14 protein-coding genes are annotated in these 15,583 nt (G+C 53.5%); 8 read left to right on the top strand and 6 right to left on the bottom strand.

Annotation, left to right across the window (positions count from 1 at the left end; genetic code table 11):
* Positions 1–9 precede the first annotated feature (9 nt).
* Together NI000_RS06115 and NI000_RS06110 are read left to right on the top strand one after the other, a co-directional pair.
* Positions 10–234 (top strand): helix-turn-helix domain-containing protein, encoded by a 225-nt coding sequence (locus NI000_RS06115; RefSeq protein ID WP_010493958.1) that lies wholly within the window; start codon positions 10–12, stop codon positions 232–234.
* Positions 235–437: 203 nt separating this feature from the next.
* Positions 438–776 carry a hypothetical protein gene (locus tag NI000_RS06110; RefSeq protein ID WP_253408710.1) on the top strand — a complete coding sequence of 113 codons (339 nt, stop codon included), beginning with the start codon at positions 438–440 and terminating at the stop codon, positions 774–776.
* A 32-nt stretch (positions 777–808) separates the two neighbouring features.
* Here NI000_RS06110 and NI000_RS06105 read toward each other — a convergent pair whose 3' ends face one another.
* The 3 genes from NI000_RS06105 to NI000_RS06095 all read right to left on the bottom strand — a co-directional run bounded on the left by NI000_RS06105 (position 809) and on the right by NI000_RS06095 (position 5,484).
* On the bottom strand, positions 809–1,285 hold the full coding sequence (locus NI000_RS06105; protein WP_253408708.1) for a hypothetical protein: 477 nt from the start codon (positions 1,283–1,285) through the stop codon (positions 809–811).
* Positions 1,286–2,371: 1,086 nt separating this feature from the next.
* A complete protein-coding gene (locus tag NI000_RS06100) occupies positions 2,372–4,045 on the bottom strand; it encodes a ribonuclease J (RefSeq protein ID WP_301292353.1) in 1,674 nt (557 codons plus the stop codon).
* Between the two features lie 134 nt (positions 4,046–4,179).
* The gene (locus tag NI000_RS06095; protein WP_253408707.1) at positions 4,180–5,484 is read right to left on the bottom strand and encodes an MFS transporter; all 1,305 of its coding nucleotides are present in this window, start codon (positions 5,482–5,484) and stop codon (positions 4,180–4,182) included.
* Between the two features lie 275 nt (positions 5,485–5,759).
* Between NI000_RS06095 and NI000_RS06090 the strand changes: the two genes are divergently transcribed.
* Positions 5,760–6,647 (top strand): alpha/beta hydrolase family protein, encoded by an 888-nt coding sequence (locus tag NI000_RS06090; RefSeq protein WP_253408705.1) that lies wholly within the window; start codon positions 5,760–5,762, stop codon positions 6,645–6,647.
* Positions 6,644–7,246 carry a glycerol-3-phosphate responsive antiterminator gene (locus NI000_RS06085; protein WP_253408703.1) on the top strand — a complete coding sequence of 201 codons (603 nt, stop codon included), beginning with the start codon at positions 6,644–6,646 and terminating at the stop codon, positions 7,244–7,246. The genes NI000_RS06090 and NI000_RS06085 overlap by 4 nt, the downstream gene beginning before the upstream one ends.
* 21 nt (positions 7,247–7,267) lie before the next feature.
* On the opposite strand, the gene NI000_RS06080 is transcribed toward NI000_RS06085, so the two are convergent.
* Entirely contained in the window at positions 7,268–8,941 is a 1,674-nt protein-coding gene (locus NI000_RS06080) for a glycerol-3-phosphate dehydrogenase/oxidase (RefSeq protein WP_375540945.1), read from the bottom strand.
* Positions 8,942–9,481: 540 nt separating this feature from the next.
* Between NI000_RS06080 and NI000_RS06075 the strand changes: the two genes are divergently transcribed.
* From NI000_RS06075 to NI000_RS06065, 3 genes are all read left to right on the top strand, one after another.
* The gene (locus tag NI000_RS06075; protein ID WP_253408701.1) at positions 9,482–10,234 is read left to right on the top strand and encodes a YqjF family protein; all 753 of its coding nucleotides are present in this window, start codon (positions 9,482–9,484) and stop codon (positions 10,232–10,234) included.
* Between the two features lie 250 nt (positions 10,235–10,484).
* The gene (locus NI000_RS06070) at positions 10,485–11,660 is read left to right on the top strand and encodes a DNA sulfur modification protein DndB (RefSeq protein ID WP_253408699.1); all 1,176 of its coding nucleotides are present in this window, start codon (positions 10,485–10,487) and stop codon (positions 11,658–11,660) included.
* Positions 11,660–12,832 (top strand): DNA sulfur modification protein DndB, encoded by a 1,173-nt coding sequence (locus NI000_RS06065; protein ID WP_253408697.1) that lies wholly within the window; start codon positions 11,660–11,662, stop codon positions 12,830–12,832. Before NI000_RS06070 ends, NI000_RS06065 begins: the two co-directional genes overlap by 1 nt.
* A gap of 428 nt (positions 12,833–13,260) precedes the next feature.
* On the opposite strand, the gene NI000_RS36705 is transcribed toward NI000_RS06065, so the two are convergent.
* Positions 13,261–13,392: a hypothetical protein gene (locus NI000_RS36705; RefSeq protein WP_301292352.1), complete on the bottom strand. Its 132-nt coding sequence runs from the start codon at positions 13,390–13,392 to the stop codon at positions 13,261–13,263.
* 31 nt (positions 13,393–13,423) lie between these two features.
* Positions 13,424–14,632 (bottom strand): ROK family transcriptional regulator, encoded by a 1,209-nt coding sequence (locus NI000_RS06060; protein WP_253408695.1) that lies wholly within the window; start codon positions 14,630–14,632, stop codon positions 13,424–13,426.
* A gap of 212 nt (positions 14,633–14,844) precedes the next feature.
* Between NI000_RS06060 and NI000_RS06055 the strand changes: the two genes are divergently transcribed.
* Positions 14,845–15,582, top strand: a complete 738-nt coding sequence (locus NI000_RS06055) for a class I SAM-dependent methyltransferase (protein ID WP_253408693.1) — start codon at positions 14,845–14,847, stop codon at positions 15,580–15,582.
* Position 15,583 lies beyond the last annotated feature (1 nt).

Below are 15,583 nucleotides of genomic sequence, written 5' to 3'. Positions count from 1 at the left end.
GGTGACACTTTGAAAGGCAGCGATCACAAAAGTAAATTTTTGCTCACCAATCGCGAACGTGAGGTCTTTGAACTGCTGGTGCAGGACAAAACGACAAAAGATATCGCACAGCAGCTGTTTATTAGTGAAAAGACAGTGCGGAACCATATTTCTAACGTCATGCAGAAGTTAAATGTCAAAGGCCGTTCGCAAGCAGTTGTCGAGCTGATCAAGCTTGGGGAACTGCAGATTTGAAGCATTCGCGAAGCAACCACACCAGCCTTCTTTTTCCGCTTTCCTTCCGGGGAAGCGCGGGAAGAGGGCTATTTGGTTTTCGGTGCATTTAGTGCAGCGGTAAACTCACATCAATAATAAAAAACCTACAATTGGTGAATAAACAGCATTTGCTTGGTTTGATAGATGGAGTTTAGACACAATCCAGAAGCTGCTGCTGGCAGTTGACTATTCTTGCTAACTCTGATTTGGGGTGGCCTAATCGTTTTATTTCTTTCACTACAAATCCAGCAGGAACAATGGATTTTTCCTTTGGCGAGTCTACTGCCGCATTTGACAACCGGTCTTCGTTTGTTAACGGGCGTTTTTGGCGCCTAATAACCGCTTTCTGTGATGCCTGGCATATGCTTGATTGTGATTTTTTCGATAAGCTTTCATTATCATCCACGCTCCTAGGAAAGGGTCAGCCCGTAGGAGAAATCAAGGAGAAAGAAAATCTTCTACAGGAAGAGCATGATGGGAATATGATAAGGCATAAATTTTTTCACTCTTTGTTTTTATGAAGATAAAAACAAATTTGCTTTATGTTATTCCTTTAATTTGTTTGAAGTTGCTTCGTCTGAATATGAATTTGGTCCGTAAAAATATTGTGCATATTGTTTTGCTTGTCCCTTACCACAATGTAATTCTTATCATGATAAACTCGAATCCCTTGAACAGTTTTAATTTCTCCATTTAAATTATAGTCCACTACGACGAAATCTGTATCAAATTGCGCAAGGTTTTTTCCAAAACCACCCCATTGATAGGCTGTGTGTGAAACAAATACAATAAGAGCAGCAAAAATGAAAACATATGTTATTAAGATATATAATATAAATGATATAGATTTTTTAATTTTTAAATATGAAATAAATGTACTGATTTTTAATATGTTCCAATTGAATTTTGACCAGAAAATCATTTCTGACTCAACAAGTGCTAAGCTTAGCATATTTCGATGAAATTGTTCTCTTTCTTTAAAATTTTTTTTGTAGATGAAAAATAGGAACGCTAAAAGTACAGCAGCCATGTTTCCTGATTGTAGTGAAATAAAAACTTCTTTTTGAAAAGCTTTTAAGTCAAATGAAGGAGAATTCCATTGTAGTTCTTTGGAATAAAAAAAAGTATTTTATTGATACCTCCCAAATGGAGGCGTTTTTCGAAGCGTAGAACAAGTAATAAGTTAACAGAGATGCAGTTTGTAGTAGTATAAATGATAAGAGAGTTACAGAAATTGCCCATAATAAAAATCCTATCCTGAAATAGAGTTTATTCTTTTTTATTTTTCTCAAAAAGTTTCTTCCGTAAAACAAGAAAAGACCAAAAGGGGCCATGGTTAATATAGTGATGAACATGTACACGAACGCGTAATAAAAATAAAGTCTGTCAGTGAAGTTTACAGGATTTTGAAAAGCAGTTATTAAGGAAAGTACCTCATTTCTCGCTTTACTCTGTAAGATAATAAAACCAATTATATATGCTAATCCATGAGAAAATCCAAAAAAGACAATAGTGACAAGTATTCTCAGCGCTGTAGGAATTCTTAAGTATACGAGTATGAATTTACTTAAAGGGATTCTTTCTTTGTGCCGTTCTATAAAAAATATCAATTTTAAGTATTTATTCCTAATCCAACTTAATGATTCCAATGAAAAGAAATTCCTTTCATATTTAGAAGTAATGGTAAAAAACTTTAAATTTATCTTATATTAAAACGAATGATTCTGATTGAACAGGAACGATCTTAGTGAAATGGCTGCAAGTCTAAGGACTGTTTCCCAATCAAATTTATCCTACTCTAGATACTTACCGCCGCTAGGAAGATGATAAATTAATAACAAATGTAACCCAGTCTTTACGAACCCTAAAAGGATGTCAATAGGGGATTTTAAGATACAGAACAGGATAACAATTATGCACCAAATTTCTAACGATTAGTGTATCATTCTATGTAAATACGAAGACAACGAACAGCGAAGCCCACGGGGGATCTTGTCCAGACGGATATCCAAGAAACCATGAAGCTCGACGAATAATCCCAGACAAAAAATACCCTCATCCCGCAAAGGATAGAGGGTATTTGCTCGTTGTAAGTGGACTGGTTGGTTTGGTTCGATCAAACTTCCATAATGATCGGAAGAATCATCGGCTTTCTTCTGGTTCGCTCATATAAGAATCGTCCAAGCGCATCTTTTACATTTGATTTTATCGTAGACCATTGGTTCTCATTCTCGTGAGTTAATTTGTTGATCGTATTGGACACTATGCGGCTTGCATCGTCGAGCAAGCCTTCCGATTCGCGGACGTATACGAAGCCGCGGGAGATGATGTCGGGTCCGGAGAGGATCGTACCTTCCTGTTTGCTGATCGAAACGACAACAATCAGGATGCCGTCCTGAGACAAATGCTTACGGTCTCGCAGGACGATATTTCCGACGTCACCGATGCCTAAGCCGTCGATGAGCGTGTTGCCTGCCGGAACTTTTCCGCGTTTGCGGGCTGCGCCGTTCTGGATTTCAACGACTTCGCCGTTGTCGACAATGAAGATGTTGGCCGGGTCGACGCCGACCGCTTGCGCCAGCGTGCTGTGCTGACGGAGCATCCGGTATTCCCCGTGAATCGGGATGAAAAACTTCGGACGCATCAGATTGATCATCAGCTTCAATTCTTCCTGGCTGGCATGTCCGGAAACGTGCATACCCGTCAGCGAGCCGGAGCCGTAGATGACGTGAGCGCCGAGGCGGAACAGCTCGTCAACCGTCCGTCCGATATTTCTTTCGTTCCCCGGAATGGGCGTGGCCGAGATGATGACCGTGTCCCCTGGGAGAATTTCTACCTGCTTGTGGTTCGAGCGCGCCATCCGGGTCAGTGCCGACATCGGTTCGCCCTGACTGCCTGTACACAGAATAACGATACGATCGGCAGCGTATTTATTCACTTCGTTCGGCTCGATCAGCATGCCGTCCGGAATGTTCAGATAACCGAGCTCGGAGGCGATGGTAATCATATTGACCATGCTGCGTCCGATGACGACCAGCTTCCGGTTCGACGCGATGCCCGCTTCGATGACCTGCTGGAGCCTGTGCACATTGGAGGCAAAGGTGGACACGATCACGCGCTGGCGTGCGGTCCGGAATACGTCCTCGAGATTGACGCCGACGCTTTTCTCCGAAGGGGTGAACCCTGGACGCTCCGCATTCGTGCTCTCGGACAGCAGAGCGAGGACGCCTTTTTTGCCGATATCCGACATGCGGTGAAGGTCCGCATATTGGCCGTTAACGGGAGTTTGGTCGAATTTAAAATCGCCGGTATGAACGACTGCGCCTTCGGGGGTATCAAGCACGACCCCAAGGCTGTCCGGGATACTGTGATTCGTTTTGAAGAACGAAGCGACAATTGTTCCGAACTTTAATACGGAATCCGCGTGAATTAACACCCGTTCCGTCGAACCCAGCAGCCCGTGTTCTTTTAATTTTCCTTCAATAAGTCCCATCGTCAGTTTGCTCGTATAGACGGGCATGTTGAGCTGCTTGAGGATATAAGGCAACCCGCCAATATGATCCTCATGACCGTGTGTAATGACGAGCGCTTTGACTTTATTCCGGTTCTCGATCAGATAGGAGATATCCGGTACGATAATATCGATGCCGGGCAGCTCCACATCCGGGAATTTCGAACCGCAATCAATAACAACAATGTCGTCTGCGTATTGTACCACATACATGTTTTTGCCAATTTCGCCTACGCCGCCCAAGGCAAAAATGGACAACTTTTTTTCTGAACCAGCCAAGTTAGACCTCCTCGATGGAATTGACGACGAACATACAAATCAAACTCAAAAGATCCGAACCAGTCACTTGCTTTTATTATAACACAACTCTCGGAAAAAAAGTAAATGTTGGACGAACCGTTGAGAAAGAAGCGTTATTTTGCCCCGGACCGGTAAGGAACGCGGACATGAACGATCAGTCCGATCAGCACCAGAACGAGCAGCGAACCCAAGGCGATGCGGCTGGCGAGGTTGCCCGCTTCGGCCAGCGCCCACGTAATGGAGCCGTACAGCAACGGTCCGACGATGGACGATACTTTGCCGGAGAAGGCGAACAGCCCGAAAAATTGGCCGCGCTTATGCTCCGGGGTCAGCTCGACGATCATCGTGCGCGAGGCAACCCACATGGCGCCCATGGCAATGCCGTACAAGCTGCCGGCCGTCCAGAACATCGGCTCGTTCCAAGCGGTCGATGCCAGCAATATGGCAGCTATCATCACGCATGCGACGATAGCGACCGAGCGTTTGGCCCCGACACTGCGCGTCACATACCCGAAGGCGAACGAGCCGACGATGCTTGAAACGGTAGAGACCAGGTACAGCAAGATGAATTGCTTCGTAGAAAAGCCGATGACCGCTTTCGCATACACGCCCATGACCGTAATGGCCGTAGCGACCGCATCGTTGAAGAAAAAGTAAGCGATCATAAACAGAAACACGGGCCGGTACAACCGCGCCTCGCGGAACGTTAGGACAATATCGCGGTACCCGCTGAGAAAAGAAGGCTTTGCCGCCGCTGCCGACGGTGCGGGCTTGGGGTCTTTATATAGAAAGAAGATGGGGAGCGAGAAAAGCAAAAACAGCAATGCGCTCGGAACGAAGGACCGGTGAAAATCGCCTTCGCCGACAAGCGGGTAGACCGTGAGGCCGACCAGCGTACCGATGTAGCCGACGGCGACGCCGAAGCCGGAGATGAGCGGGAGTTGTTTGTCGCTCCCGAGGTCAGAGATCATCGCGTCGTAAAAGACGAGGCAGGAGTTGTACGCGAACTTCGCGATCATAAACAGCAGCAGCACGGCGGCCAGTGACAGCGGGAGACCGGCGATCCCCGCATCCGTCTGCCAGCCCGCGAAGACGCCCATCAGCAGGGTGCTGACGATACAGGCGAGCGTGAAGGGGACGAGGTACGCTTTTTTGCGTCCGGTCCGGTCGATCCATACGCCGTACAGCGGCGACAGCAGCACGAGAAAGAAGCTCGAAAGCGCATTCGTATACGTTACGAACGTGCCGGCGATTTGGTTCGTCGTCTCGCTGCCGCCGATCGTTTCCTGCAAGTAAAACGGAAAAAAGATCGTGATGATGTTGCTTGAAAAAATCGTATTCGCAAAATCGTACAGCGCCCAAGCCAGAATCGGCATCGACCAATACAGCCTCCAGCCGCTCCGCGGAGATTCAACCATATGCAGTCCACCCTTCGCGCATTGACGTATATCGATCGCTTATTCTCGGTACGACGGGTTTATTCCTGTTTCTTTACGGAAATTTTACGTTTTGCCATTGGAACTTGTTCCCCCAGTTCGGGGCGGATTCGCACTGCGGGACCAAGAGAGCATGGCAAATGCCGGTGCTTTTGATACAATGGAAAGGAAATACAGCCATGCGCAGCACAAAAGACGGAAGGGCTGTACATTAGCCGTTATTCCATATCATTCCACGTATTCAAGGAGGAATTCTTATGAGCGAGCAGCAAGCATCCGGATTGCGGCAGCAGCGTTTCGAGCAGCCGATTGACGCCGGGCTGACCCTTCGGGGCGAGGTGACGATACGGGAGGGGGCCAGCGAAGGGCCGGTGCCCGTCGTGATCATGGCGCACGGCTTTAAAAGCTTCATGGATTGGGGCTTTCAGCCTTATGCCGCCGCCGAGCTGGCCCGCCGCGGATATTACGTCGTCCGGTTTAATTTTTCCTGTAACGGGGTGAACGAGCGCGATTTCGACGAGCTGGACAAATTCGCCGTAAACACGTACTCTTGCGAGCAGGCGGATCTGGCGGTCGTCTGGGAGCTGCTGCAGGAGAAGCGGCTGCCCTTTGCGGAGCGGGCGGATACCTGCCGGGTTGCCTTGCTCGGCCACAGCCGCGGGGGCGGAAACAGCATCGTGTTCGCCGCGGAGCATCCGGACGTGCAGGCCGTGGTCACGTGGAACGGCATCGCTTCGGCCGACCTGTTCGACGACGCGTTCAAGGAAGAAATCGCCCGCAACGGTGTCGCCTACGTGGCGAACGCGAGGACGGGGCAAAGCATGCCGATCCGGCAAACGTTCTACGATGACTTGAAGCAAAACGCAGAGCGCTTCGATATTACCGCGCGGCTCGCCGGGCTGAAGACACAGGTGCTGTCCGTACAGGGCGACGCGGACTCCGACCGGCTGAAGGAGGGCTTCCGCAGGCTGCGCGAGGCCGCTCCGAACCAATCTTTCGTGACAATTGAGGGGGGGACGCATACGTTCGGCGCGGTTCATCCGTTTGCCGGAACGACCCCACAGCTTGAGGAAGCGCTCGAAGCGACCGCGCGTTTCCTGGACGGCCGGATGCGCAATGCCGGTGAAAGGGGCAGGCAAGGTTGAACGCAGAACGAAAAGCCGGGACATCGGTCCCGGCTCCGTCGGATTTTTACGGACAGCGGATTCTTCCCGCCGTACGCAAGCTGAAGGATTTGGAGCATTTGCTCGCATCCTCCTATGTTTGGATCGTTCTGCTGGACAGCCATGTGTCGCAGCTGATGAGCGTCGCGCAGCTTGTCCGGCAGCATAAGAAGCAGCTGTTGGTGCATGTGGATTTGATTCACGGCCTGAAAAATGACGATTACGCCATCGAGTTTTTATGCCAATCCATGCGGCCGGCGGGCATCATCTCCACCCGAAGCAGCGCCGTAGCGACGGCGAAGAAGCATAAAGTGCTCGGCATTCAGCGGCACTTCCTGCTTGACTCGATTGCGCTCGACACGACCTACCGGCTGTCGGAGAAAGTCGCACCCGACTACATTGAAGTGATGCCGGGCGTGATGCCGCATATTATCGCCGAAATGCGCAGCAAGCTCGACATTCCGATTCTGGCCGGCGGATTGATCCGGACGAATGAGGATGTCGAGCTTGCGCTCGGCTCCGGCGCGGTAGCCGTCACCACCTCCCGCAGGGAGCTGTGGGACGCCTATGCGCCGGTGTAACGGCTCGCCGGGACCGGGCGATTACTCGGAAGCGGCAGGCGTCGCCGCATCGTGCAGCAGCACGTCCAGTCGGCGCAGATGCTCCTCCGCGACCTCCGGCGTCCAGCCGAAGCGCTTCGCCATGTAAGCCGTCGCAGGCTGCTTCCAACGCTGCGCCCAAGCGATGTCGAAGTACACCGCGCCGGTACGGCGGACGAAAAAGTCCTGCGGCGTCGTGACCATTTCCTCATCGATGCCGTAGGCGAGCGAAGCCAGCACATCTACCGGCAGGCCGGTTTGTTCCGCTTCTTCGCGCATCTGCGTGCAGCGCTGGAAGACGCGGTCCGCGTTGGAGCCGTAGCGCTGCACGATCGACTCGGCTTGACGCTTCGTCAGACCAAGCGCTTCGCCGTCGCGTACTTTCGCTTCCGCGAACGCTTTGAATTGCGCGGAGCCGCCGACGTCCCCGCCGGACAGCTTGATCCGGTCCGTCGTACAACCCGGATACGAACCGCCGCTTTGCTCTTGGAGCTGGCCCGTGACCAGGTTGACGATGCGCTCCGCCATTTTGCGGTAGCCGGTCAGCTTACCGCCGGCAATGGTAATGAGACCCGAAGGGGCGATGAAAATTTCATCTTTCCGCGACAGCTCCGACGGCGATTTGCCGTCTTCGTGAATGAGCGGACGCAGCCCGGACCAGCTGGACTCGACATCGGCCGCCGTCAGCTTGAGGCTCGGGAACATGAAGTTCGCCGCCGTCAAAATATAATCGCGGTCGGCCGTCGTCATCCGCGGATGAACGATATCGCCGCTGTAGTTCGTGTCGGTGGTGCCGACATACGTTTTGCCGTCGCGCGGAATGGCGAACACCATGCGGCCGTCCGGCGTATCGAAGTAGATCGCCTGCTTGAGCGGGAACCGCCCACCGTCGATGACAAGGTGCACGCCTTTGGTCAGGTGCAGTCGCTTGCCCTGCTTCGAGCCGTCCTTTTCCCGGATCGTGTCGACCCAAGGTCCCGCCGCATTGACGATTTTGCGGGCAAAGATGTCATACGTTTCGCCGCTCAGCATGTCGACGACTCGCACGCCCTTCAGCTTCCCACCCTCATAGAGCAGTTCTTCCACCTTCGCATAGTTGACGGCCAAAGCGCCGCGATCCGCTGCGGCTTTCATCGTTTCAATCGTCAGCCGGGCGTCGTCCGTGCGGTACTCGACGTAATACCCGCCGCCTTTCAGCTTGTCTTCACGGAGAAGAGGCTCGCGCCGCAGCGTCTCGGTTTTGGACAGCATGATCCGGCGCTCGCTCCGCTTGACGCCCGCCAGGGAGTCGTACATCATCAGCCCGACGGAGGTTGCCAGCTTGCCGTAGGTGCCGCGTTCAATAATCGGCAGCAGCATCCACTCCGGCGTTGTGACATGCGGCGCGTTCTCGTAGACGATGGCCCGCTCTTTGCCGACCTCGGCCACCAGTTTGAATTCGAGCTGCTTTAAGTAACGCAAGCCGCCGTGAATCAGCTTCGTCGAACGGCTCGACGTGCCCGCGCCGAAGTCCTGCATCTCGACTAGTCCCGTTTTCAGACCCCGGGTTTGCGCGTCGAGCGCGATTCCCGCCCCGGTGATGCCTCCGCCGATGACCAGCAGATCGAGCGGGGCTCCGGCCATCTCCCGAAGCCGTTCTTGTCGGTGTTCCCCTGAAAATTGCGCCTGTTTTGTCATGTGTATCGATCCCCTTTCGAAATGTGCGGCCGCCCGGTTCCGGGTAAAAGCAAAAAAGAGAAGACGTGAAACAACTCTACGTCGGCACGTCGCTTATTGCATACGCGCTCCTGAAGAGCTTGCTCACGGTCTTCTCTTGATCTCTGACCTGATTAACTTGTTAACTTTATCATAGCACGAGACCGGCTTCGGATCAACCTTGACAGCGAAATCGGGCTTATGATAGATTCCCTTTGCAACCTTTTTCCTATATTTAGTGAAATATCCTCGGGGGAGGAATAGATATGACGAAGCCGGGCTTGTCGTCGGATTTTGGGTCGACCTGAGTAAACTGGAGCAATTGCAAGGCTTCGGCCGCACCGTTCGGGCCGGCCTGCGACGACCTGACGCGCGAACAGAAATACGAAGGCTGGCGGCAGGTGCTGCCCTATCAATTGAAAGACCGATAAACCGTCAATGAGGCCCGCAGCAAGCGCGGGGTCGACCCGGCGGTTCGCGGGTCTGCGCTCGTTCATGACAAGGAGTCGAGGAGGACCGAACATGGAGTCTGACCGTTTCGATACCGCGCACCGCCCGTGGCCGCTGCCTGAGCTGCCGTGGATTATGAAGCAGACTTGGCGCAATCTGTTGTTTGCCCATTGGCCCGTTCCGGCGGATGAGCTTCGCGCTTACGTGCCGAAGGAGCTGCCGCTGGATACCTGCGAGGGCAGCGCGTGGCTCGCTGTCGTTCCCTTCCGGATGACGGATATCCGGCTGCGCGGCTTGCCGCCGATTCCGGGAACGAGCCGGTTTCCGGAGCTTAACGTCAGAACTTACGTCACGGTCCATGACAAGCCTGGCGTCTATTTTTTCAGCCTCGATGCGGCGCATACGCTTGCCGTCAAGCTGGCCAGACGGCTGTACCATCTTCCGTACTACCGGGCCGATATGGGCGTAACCGTGCAGAACGAAACCGTGTTTTACCGGAGCGAACGACGGCAGGCGGGCCCCGCCTTTGCCGCACGTTACCGGCCCGTGTCAGCACCGTATACGGCCAAGCAGGGATCACTGGAGCATTGGCTGACCGAACGGTACTGCTTGTATACCTTGAACGGGCACCGGGACGTCATGCGCTGCGACATCCATCATCGGCCCTGGCCGCTGCAGAAGGCGGAAGCCGAGCTTTACGAGAATACGATGCTGACGGGCAACGGCCTTCCGTTCGCGCCGGACGTTCCTCCGCTTCTTCATTATGCGGAAGCTTTGGAAGTGCGCATATGGCCGCTCCTGAAGGCCGCTGACCGAATGTCTTAACCTGCGTCCGTTCGGGACGAATCCATCATAGCTCTGTAACCGGCCGATACGTTTCTTCCCGAAGTGTCGGCTTTTCTTGTTTTGTACCTTTTCAAAAAAGCAAGCTCGGAAAACGAAAAAAAAGACGCATATTTTGCCAATATCCTGAATGTTTCGTGTCTTTTCGGTGTATAATGGAATTATATGAACCTATTATAGTAAACTATATGCATATAGCTTTACGCGAGGTAAGCCAAGGAGGAAAACGGTTATGGATCAAATTTCATCTCTGTCGGAGCTGCTGGCGGAGCAGAAAGCGTCATCGTATATCGAAATCCCCGGGGCCATGTCCCGGACGTTCGGACAGACTACGCTTTCGACCACGCTTCCGATGAGCAAGCTGTTCGCCATCTACGAAGTGGATTTGGAGGTTCAGCGCGCCATCGTTCCGCAAAACTTGTCCAAGATGATGGACTATATCATGCTCTATCTGGATCACGGACAAGGCATTTATTTTCCGGGGATCATCCTCTCGGCCCGCGGCGCGGGAGATTATGATGCGCAGGCGCAGGTCTACCGTTTGCAGGCGATCGAGAAGCTGTACGTCGTGGACGGCCAGCACCGGCTAGCCGCTTTCCGCCGCCTGATGGAAACGCTGCAGGGCGCGATGGCCCGGGCAAAAGACCGCCGGGAGTACGACCGCATGGAGGAAATCAGCGCGAAGCTGAGCAAGCTGTACGCTTTCCCTATGTCCACCATGATTTATCTGGACATCAACGCGCGTCAGGAACGCCAGCTGTTCTCCGACATCAACAAGCTTCCGCGCAAAATCGGCGGAAATCTGGCCGTTCTCCGCGAGCAGCGCCGGTTCTATCACGTGCTGGCCTCGAGGCTGGTGGAAGATGCGCCTGTGATGAAGAATCTGCCTGTCGACATGTTTACGGAACGGGGCAAAGGGCCGGAGTATTTGTTCTCCTACCACCTGCTGATCGAGATTTTGATCGGCTTGTTCGAGGGACGACTCAAGTCGGCGGCGCGCAACAACGGGTACTATTTTGAGGAAAAAGAGATCGAAGAGCATTTGAAGCTGGCGGCGCTCTATTTCGAAAGCCTGCTCAAATACTTGCCGGAGCCGGAAAAGGGCGAGCTCTGCTGGACGGAAAACCTGCAGATCGCGCTGGCGATGTTCTTCCACGAGGAAGTAACGAAAACCGGCACGTTCAACAAATACGCGCTCGATTACGCGCTCAAAATTTTGCCGCATATCGACTGGAGTGCCATTTACAGCGGGGACGAGAAAGACCGTTTGCCAAGACGCTCGCGCATCGTAAAAGCGTATCAGTTCGTCAAAGATTTTTACGTGGAGCACCACATGTTCCTGATCCGCGACGATTCGATGGGGCAGCAAGCTTTTCCGGGAGATAGCTCTAAGGAGGACGTCGGTTAATGGACGGTTTAAATTTGCAAATGACCATACATCCGTTTTGCGATCGGTTCGGACTCGCAACGGTTGCGATACAAGTGCAGGATCTGCTTAACTACACCACCATCGATCCGATGGTGCAGCGGAAGCTGAGCGGAGGACAACGCCGCAAAATTTCCAACTACTTGCAGGAGCGCGAGCTCGACCGCGTCTTTTTCGGTCCGGTCACTTTAAGCTTGCGCGACGTAAGCAGCTTGGCTAAGGTGCATAACGGCCTGTACCTGCGTCCCGGCTCGAAGCTGAGCATTCTGGACGGCCAGCACCGCATTCTCGCTCTCGGCTACGTAAACGAGCAAATGCTCAAAGAAGCGCGCAGTCTGGACAAGAAAGTGGCCGCTATGAAAATCAAGCACCGGAAAGCGCCGGACAATGCGGAGATCGCAAGCGAGCTGGAGCAGCTGGAAGGTCAGGTCGAGCAGCTGGAACGCCGCCGTCTGGAGCTGATGGAAAGCGAGCTGGCGGTGCAAATCTACATTGGACTGAGCGAGGAAGAAGAGAAGCAGTTGTTCGGGGATATCAACTCCAAGGTTCAGCTCGTCAGCAAAGAGCTCGGCCATTCGTTCGACTCGATCGATCCGCTCAACGTCGTCATTCAGCAGGTCGTGGACCACAACGTCTTCTTGAAGTCCGCGGGCGTAGAGCGACGGGCTAACCTGACTGCTTACAACAAAAACTTTACGTCGTTCAGCTGGATGTACTCGACGGCGACGATGCTGTTTACCGGCAAAATGCAGCCGTCCTACGAGCTGGCGCGCCGGATCAAGCAGGACCCGTCCACGTACATCGAGATCTTGCACCAATTCTATAGCACGCTGATTCCTCTCATGCCGGAGCAGCCGGGGGTGCCGCAGTACACTTCGGCGTCCCGCGCCATGCAGGAAAGCGTCGCGCTGTACGCGCACCGTCATTTGTTCACGGACGGCAAGTATACGAAGAATTGGACCAATTGTCTGAACATTTTCGAAGGCTTCGATTGGACGCACGAGAACGAGCAGTTGATCGAGCGCTTCGGAGTGCTGGACAACGGCAAGCTGAACCTGATTCACGAAAAATCGCTGCGCAAGCACGGCAAGCTCGTTCAGCTGTTCCAAGAGCTGCACGGCGATCCGGCCGAAGAAGGCGAAGCGTCGGCTTAAAGAAGCTCGGACTTGAGGGTAAGTAATGTCAAAAAAAGGCGTCTCTGCAACATGCAGGACGTCTTTTTTATATGCTCGTGGATGACAAGAGGCGGAAGAGGCACCGGACAGAGGGACGTGTAACAATTTGCAGAGGATTCAGCGGGTAGTTGGCCCGTACCGTACGAGATGCCACTTTGCACTGGTGAAGGTTAGTTTATAAGAAGTTATGAGTGCTGTCCATTCATTGGTTTCGAACGCGTCAGATAACCGGGCAAGGTGCCGTTAAGCAGGGATTTTAAATGTTGTAACGGGGATAGCGGAACCCAGGTGCTCTAATCGTGTCGAAAAGTGTTCATATCCCCAAAAATAGGGCTGTTAGCGCACCGCAGATTCGCTATTTTGAAATGCCAAGCCATTTCTGGGGACATAGGGTACTTGCAGTTCCGCTAATTTTGATGAAAGTCTTGGGCATCCGCCCAGGAACCTTGCCATCCGCTCTTGGCTATCCGTCTGGTCGCCAGCGCTTGGTCGTCGGCACTCGCCAGCTTCCCCCGGCGCCCCCATCGGTACCATGTCACGTACCCGGTCTTCCGTGCCCGACCCGCTCGATTATACCGCGCTCAGCTTGTTCACGATCAGCAGCGCCGCCCCGGTGGCGAGCGCTTCTTCGCCGAGCGTGCCTTGGCTGAACACAACCTGATATTTGGGATAATAATACGTTCTTTGAATCGCGACGCGCGTAGCAGTATGGAAGAAGCCGGCATGGCCGCCGATCAAGGCGCCGCCCAGAATGACCTTCTCCGGATGCAAAATGTTAAGCAGGTTGGACAGCCCGATGCCGAAATAGGTAGCTGCTTGCGTAAACAGCTCGACCGTCAGCGGATCGCCGGCCTGCAACGCCTGCTGGAGATGGGCGAAGCCGATCTTTTCCGGGTCGGGTTCCAGCCGGAGCAGCAGGCTGTCGCGGCCTTGCTTGAGCCGGGCCTGCGCTTGCTGCTCCAGCGCGTGAATGGAAGCGTACGATTCGAGTGCGCCGAAGTTGCCGTGATTCCACAGACGGGGGCCGTCCGTTTGGATGATCATTTGGCCGATCGATCCTTCCATATCCACCGCCCCGTAGACGACCTGCCCGTTCGTCATCATGGCCGAACGCAAGCCGACGCCGACGTGAACATACAGCAAATGGCGGTAATCGCGCTCCCGGTCCGACCACGACTCGCCGATGAGAGCCGTATTCGCTCCGTTATCGAGCACAACCGGAAAGCCGAGACGGCTCTCCAGAAAGCCGGTGACGCTGACATTTTTCCAGCCTGCGGCGGCGAAATGAAGCGGCTCCAGCAGCGTGCCGGAAGCCCGGTCCAGCGGCCCGACGGCCCCGATGCCCATCCCGAGCACCTTGTCAGCCGGAAGAGAGCGGCGATCCAGCATGGCGCGGGCCTCCGCCACAATCTCTTCGAGGAGCACCTGGGGGGTGACGTCCTCCGTCATGACCCAGCGCTTGCTGTCCAGCTTGTTCAGTTGCAAGTCGAACAGAATGAGCTTGGAATACATTCGCGATATATCCAATCCGAACACATAGGCATAATCGGGATTCACCGTATATAAAATCGGCCTGCGCCCTCCGGTCGACTCGCCGAAGCCGGCCTCCGCAATAACCCCTTGGGTCGTTAATTCCTCCAGCGTCCGGGTTAAGGTACTGCCCGTTAACCCGCTTTTCTCCAGCAGATCGATCTTGGAGACCGTCCCCTGCTTGCGGATCTGCTCGAAAATTTCTTTATGCTTGCGCCCGGCAATGCGCTGTTCAATGGCGGTTGTCATCTTTTTCCTCCGTTGCCAGAAGGGTCTCTTTCGTTTTCAACCGTTAATTATACTACAGTCCCCCGATGGCCCGCTATCCTTCCTGAGAAAAACGAAGTCCGGCTTCAGCGCTAACGGCAGTTTCGAACAAAAACGTGCGTTCAGGCGGGACCTTCTGGTAAAATAGGGCTTAGTTTGTCCAGGAAAGCTGGGATAGAAGGGACGAAAGCGAAATGACCGAATGGTTCGAAAAAAGCTTCGGACGGGACTATCTGCTCGTCTATAAGCATCGCGATATGCAAGGCGCTTATGAGGAAGTGCGCCGGATGATGGAATGGCTCGAGCTGCCCGAGGGAGCGGAGGTCCTTGACCTGTGCTGTGGCATGGGACGGCACTCGATGGCGCTGAACGGATTCGGTTTTCGGGTTACCGGAGTGGACTTGTCGGAGGTGCTGCTGGCGGAAGCGAGAAAGCTGGATACCGCAGGCGAAGTGCGCTGGGTCCATGGGGATATGCGCAACGTTCCGATAACCGATCAGTTCGATGCGATTGTCAACTTGTTTACGTCGTTCGGTTATTTTTCCGGCGATCGGGACAACGAGCAGGTGCTGCGGGAAATGTACCGTCTACTCGCGCCGGGTGGGCGGTTCATTATCGATTATTTGAATCCGGCCTATGTGGCGGAGCATTTGGTGCCGCACTCGGTTAGAAGCGTCGAAGGAATCCATATCGATGAGAAACGCCGGATCGAGGACGGATTCGTGCGCAAAACGATATTGCTTCAGGACGGAAGCGGATCGGGCGACCGGGTCTACGAGGAGCAGGTGAAGCTGATCGGACAGGAGCGTTTCCTGGAAATGCTGGAGCTGGCAGGCCTGAAAATCGACGCCATTTACGGCGATTACGACGCCTCGGCTTACGAACCCGACCGATCAAAACGAATGATCTTTGTCGGCAGGAGGGACGCATAAT

This window comes from Paenibacillus tyrphae (assembly GCF_024158745.1).
GTDB lineage: Bacteria > Bacillota > Bacilli > Paenibacillales > NBRC-103111 > Paenibacillus_G > Paenibacillus_G tyrfis_A.
This window is presented reverse-complemented; position numbering and strand designations above follow the sequence as displayed.

Excerpts from the sequence above, each read along its gene's own strand:
- NI000_RS06105 (WP_253408708.1), bottom strand. The coding sequence starts at position 1,285 with ATGGCTGCTGTACTTTTAGCGTTCCTATTTTTCATCTACAAAAAAAAT.
- NI000_RS06095 (WP_253408707.1), bottom strand. The coding sequence starts at position 5,484 with ATGGTTGAATCTCCGCGGAGCGGCTGGAGGCTGTATTGGTCGATGCCG.
- NI000_RS06090 (WP_253408705.1), top strand. The coding sequence starts at position 5,760 with ATGAGCGAGCAGCAAGCATCCGGATTGCGGCAGCAGCGTTTCGAGCAG.
- NI000_RS06080 (WP_375540945.1), bottom strand. The coding sequence starts at position 8,941 with ATGACAAAACAGGCGCAATTTTCAGGGGAACACCGACAAGAACGGCTT.
- NI000_RS06075 (WP_253408701.1), top strand. The coding sequence starts at position 9,482 with ATGGAGTCTGACCGTTTCGATACCGCGCACCGCCCGTGGCCGCTGCCT.
- NI000_RS06070 (WP_253408699.1), top strand. The coding sequence starts at position 10,485 with ATGGATCAAATTTCATCTCTGTCGGAGCTGCTGGCGGAGCAGAAAGCG.
- NI000_RS06065 (WP_253408697.1), top strand. The coding sequence starts at position 11,660 with ATGGACGGTTTAAATTTGCAAATGACCATACATCCGTTTTGCGATCGG.
- NI000_RS06060 (WP_253408695.1), bottom strand. The coding sequence starts at position 14,632 with ATGACAACCGCCATTGAACAGCGCATTGCCGGGCGCAAGCATAAAGAA.
- NI000_RS06055 (WP_253408693.1), top strand. The coding sequence starts at position 14,845 with ATGACCGAATGGTTCGAAAAAAGCTTCGGACGGGACTATCTGCTCGTC.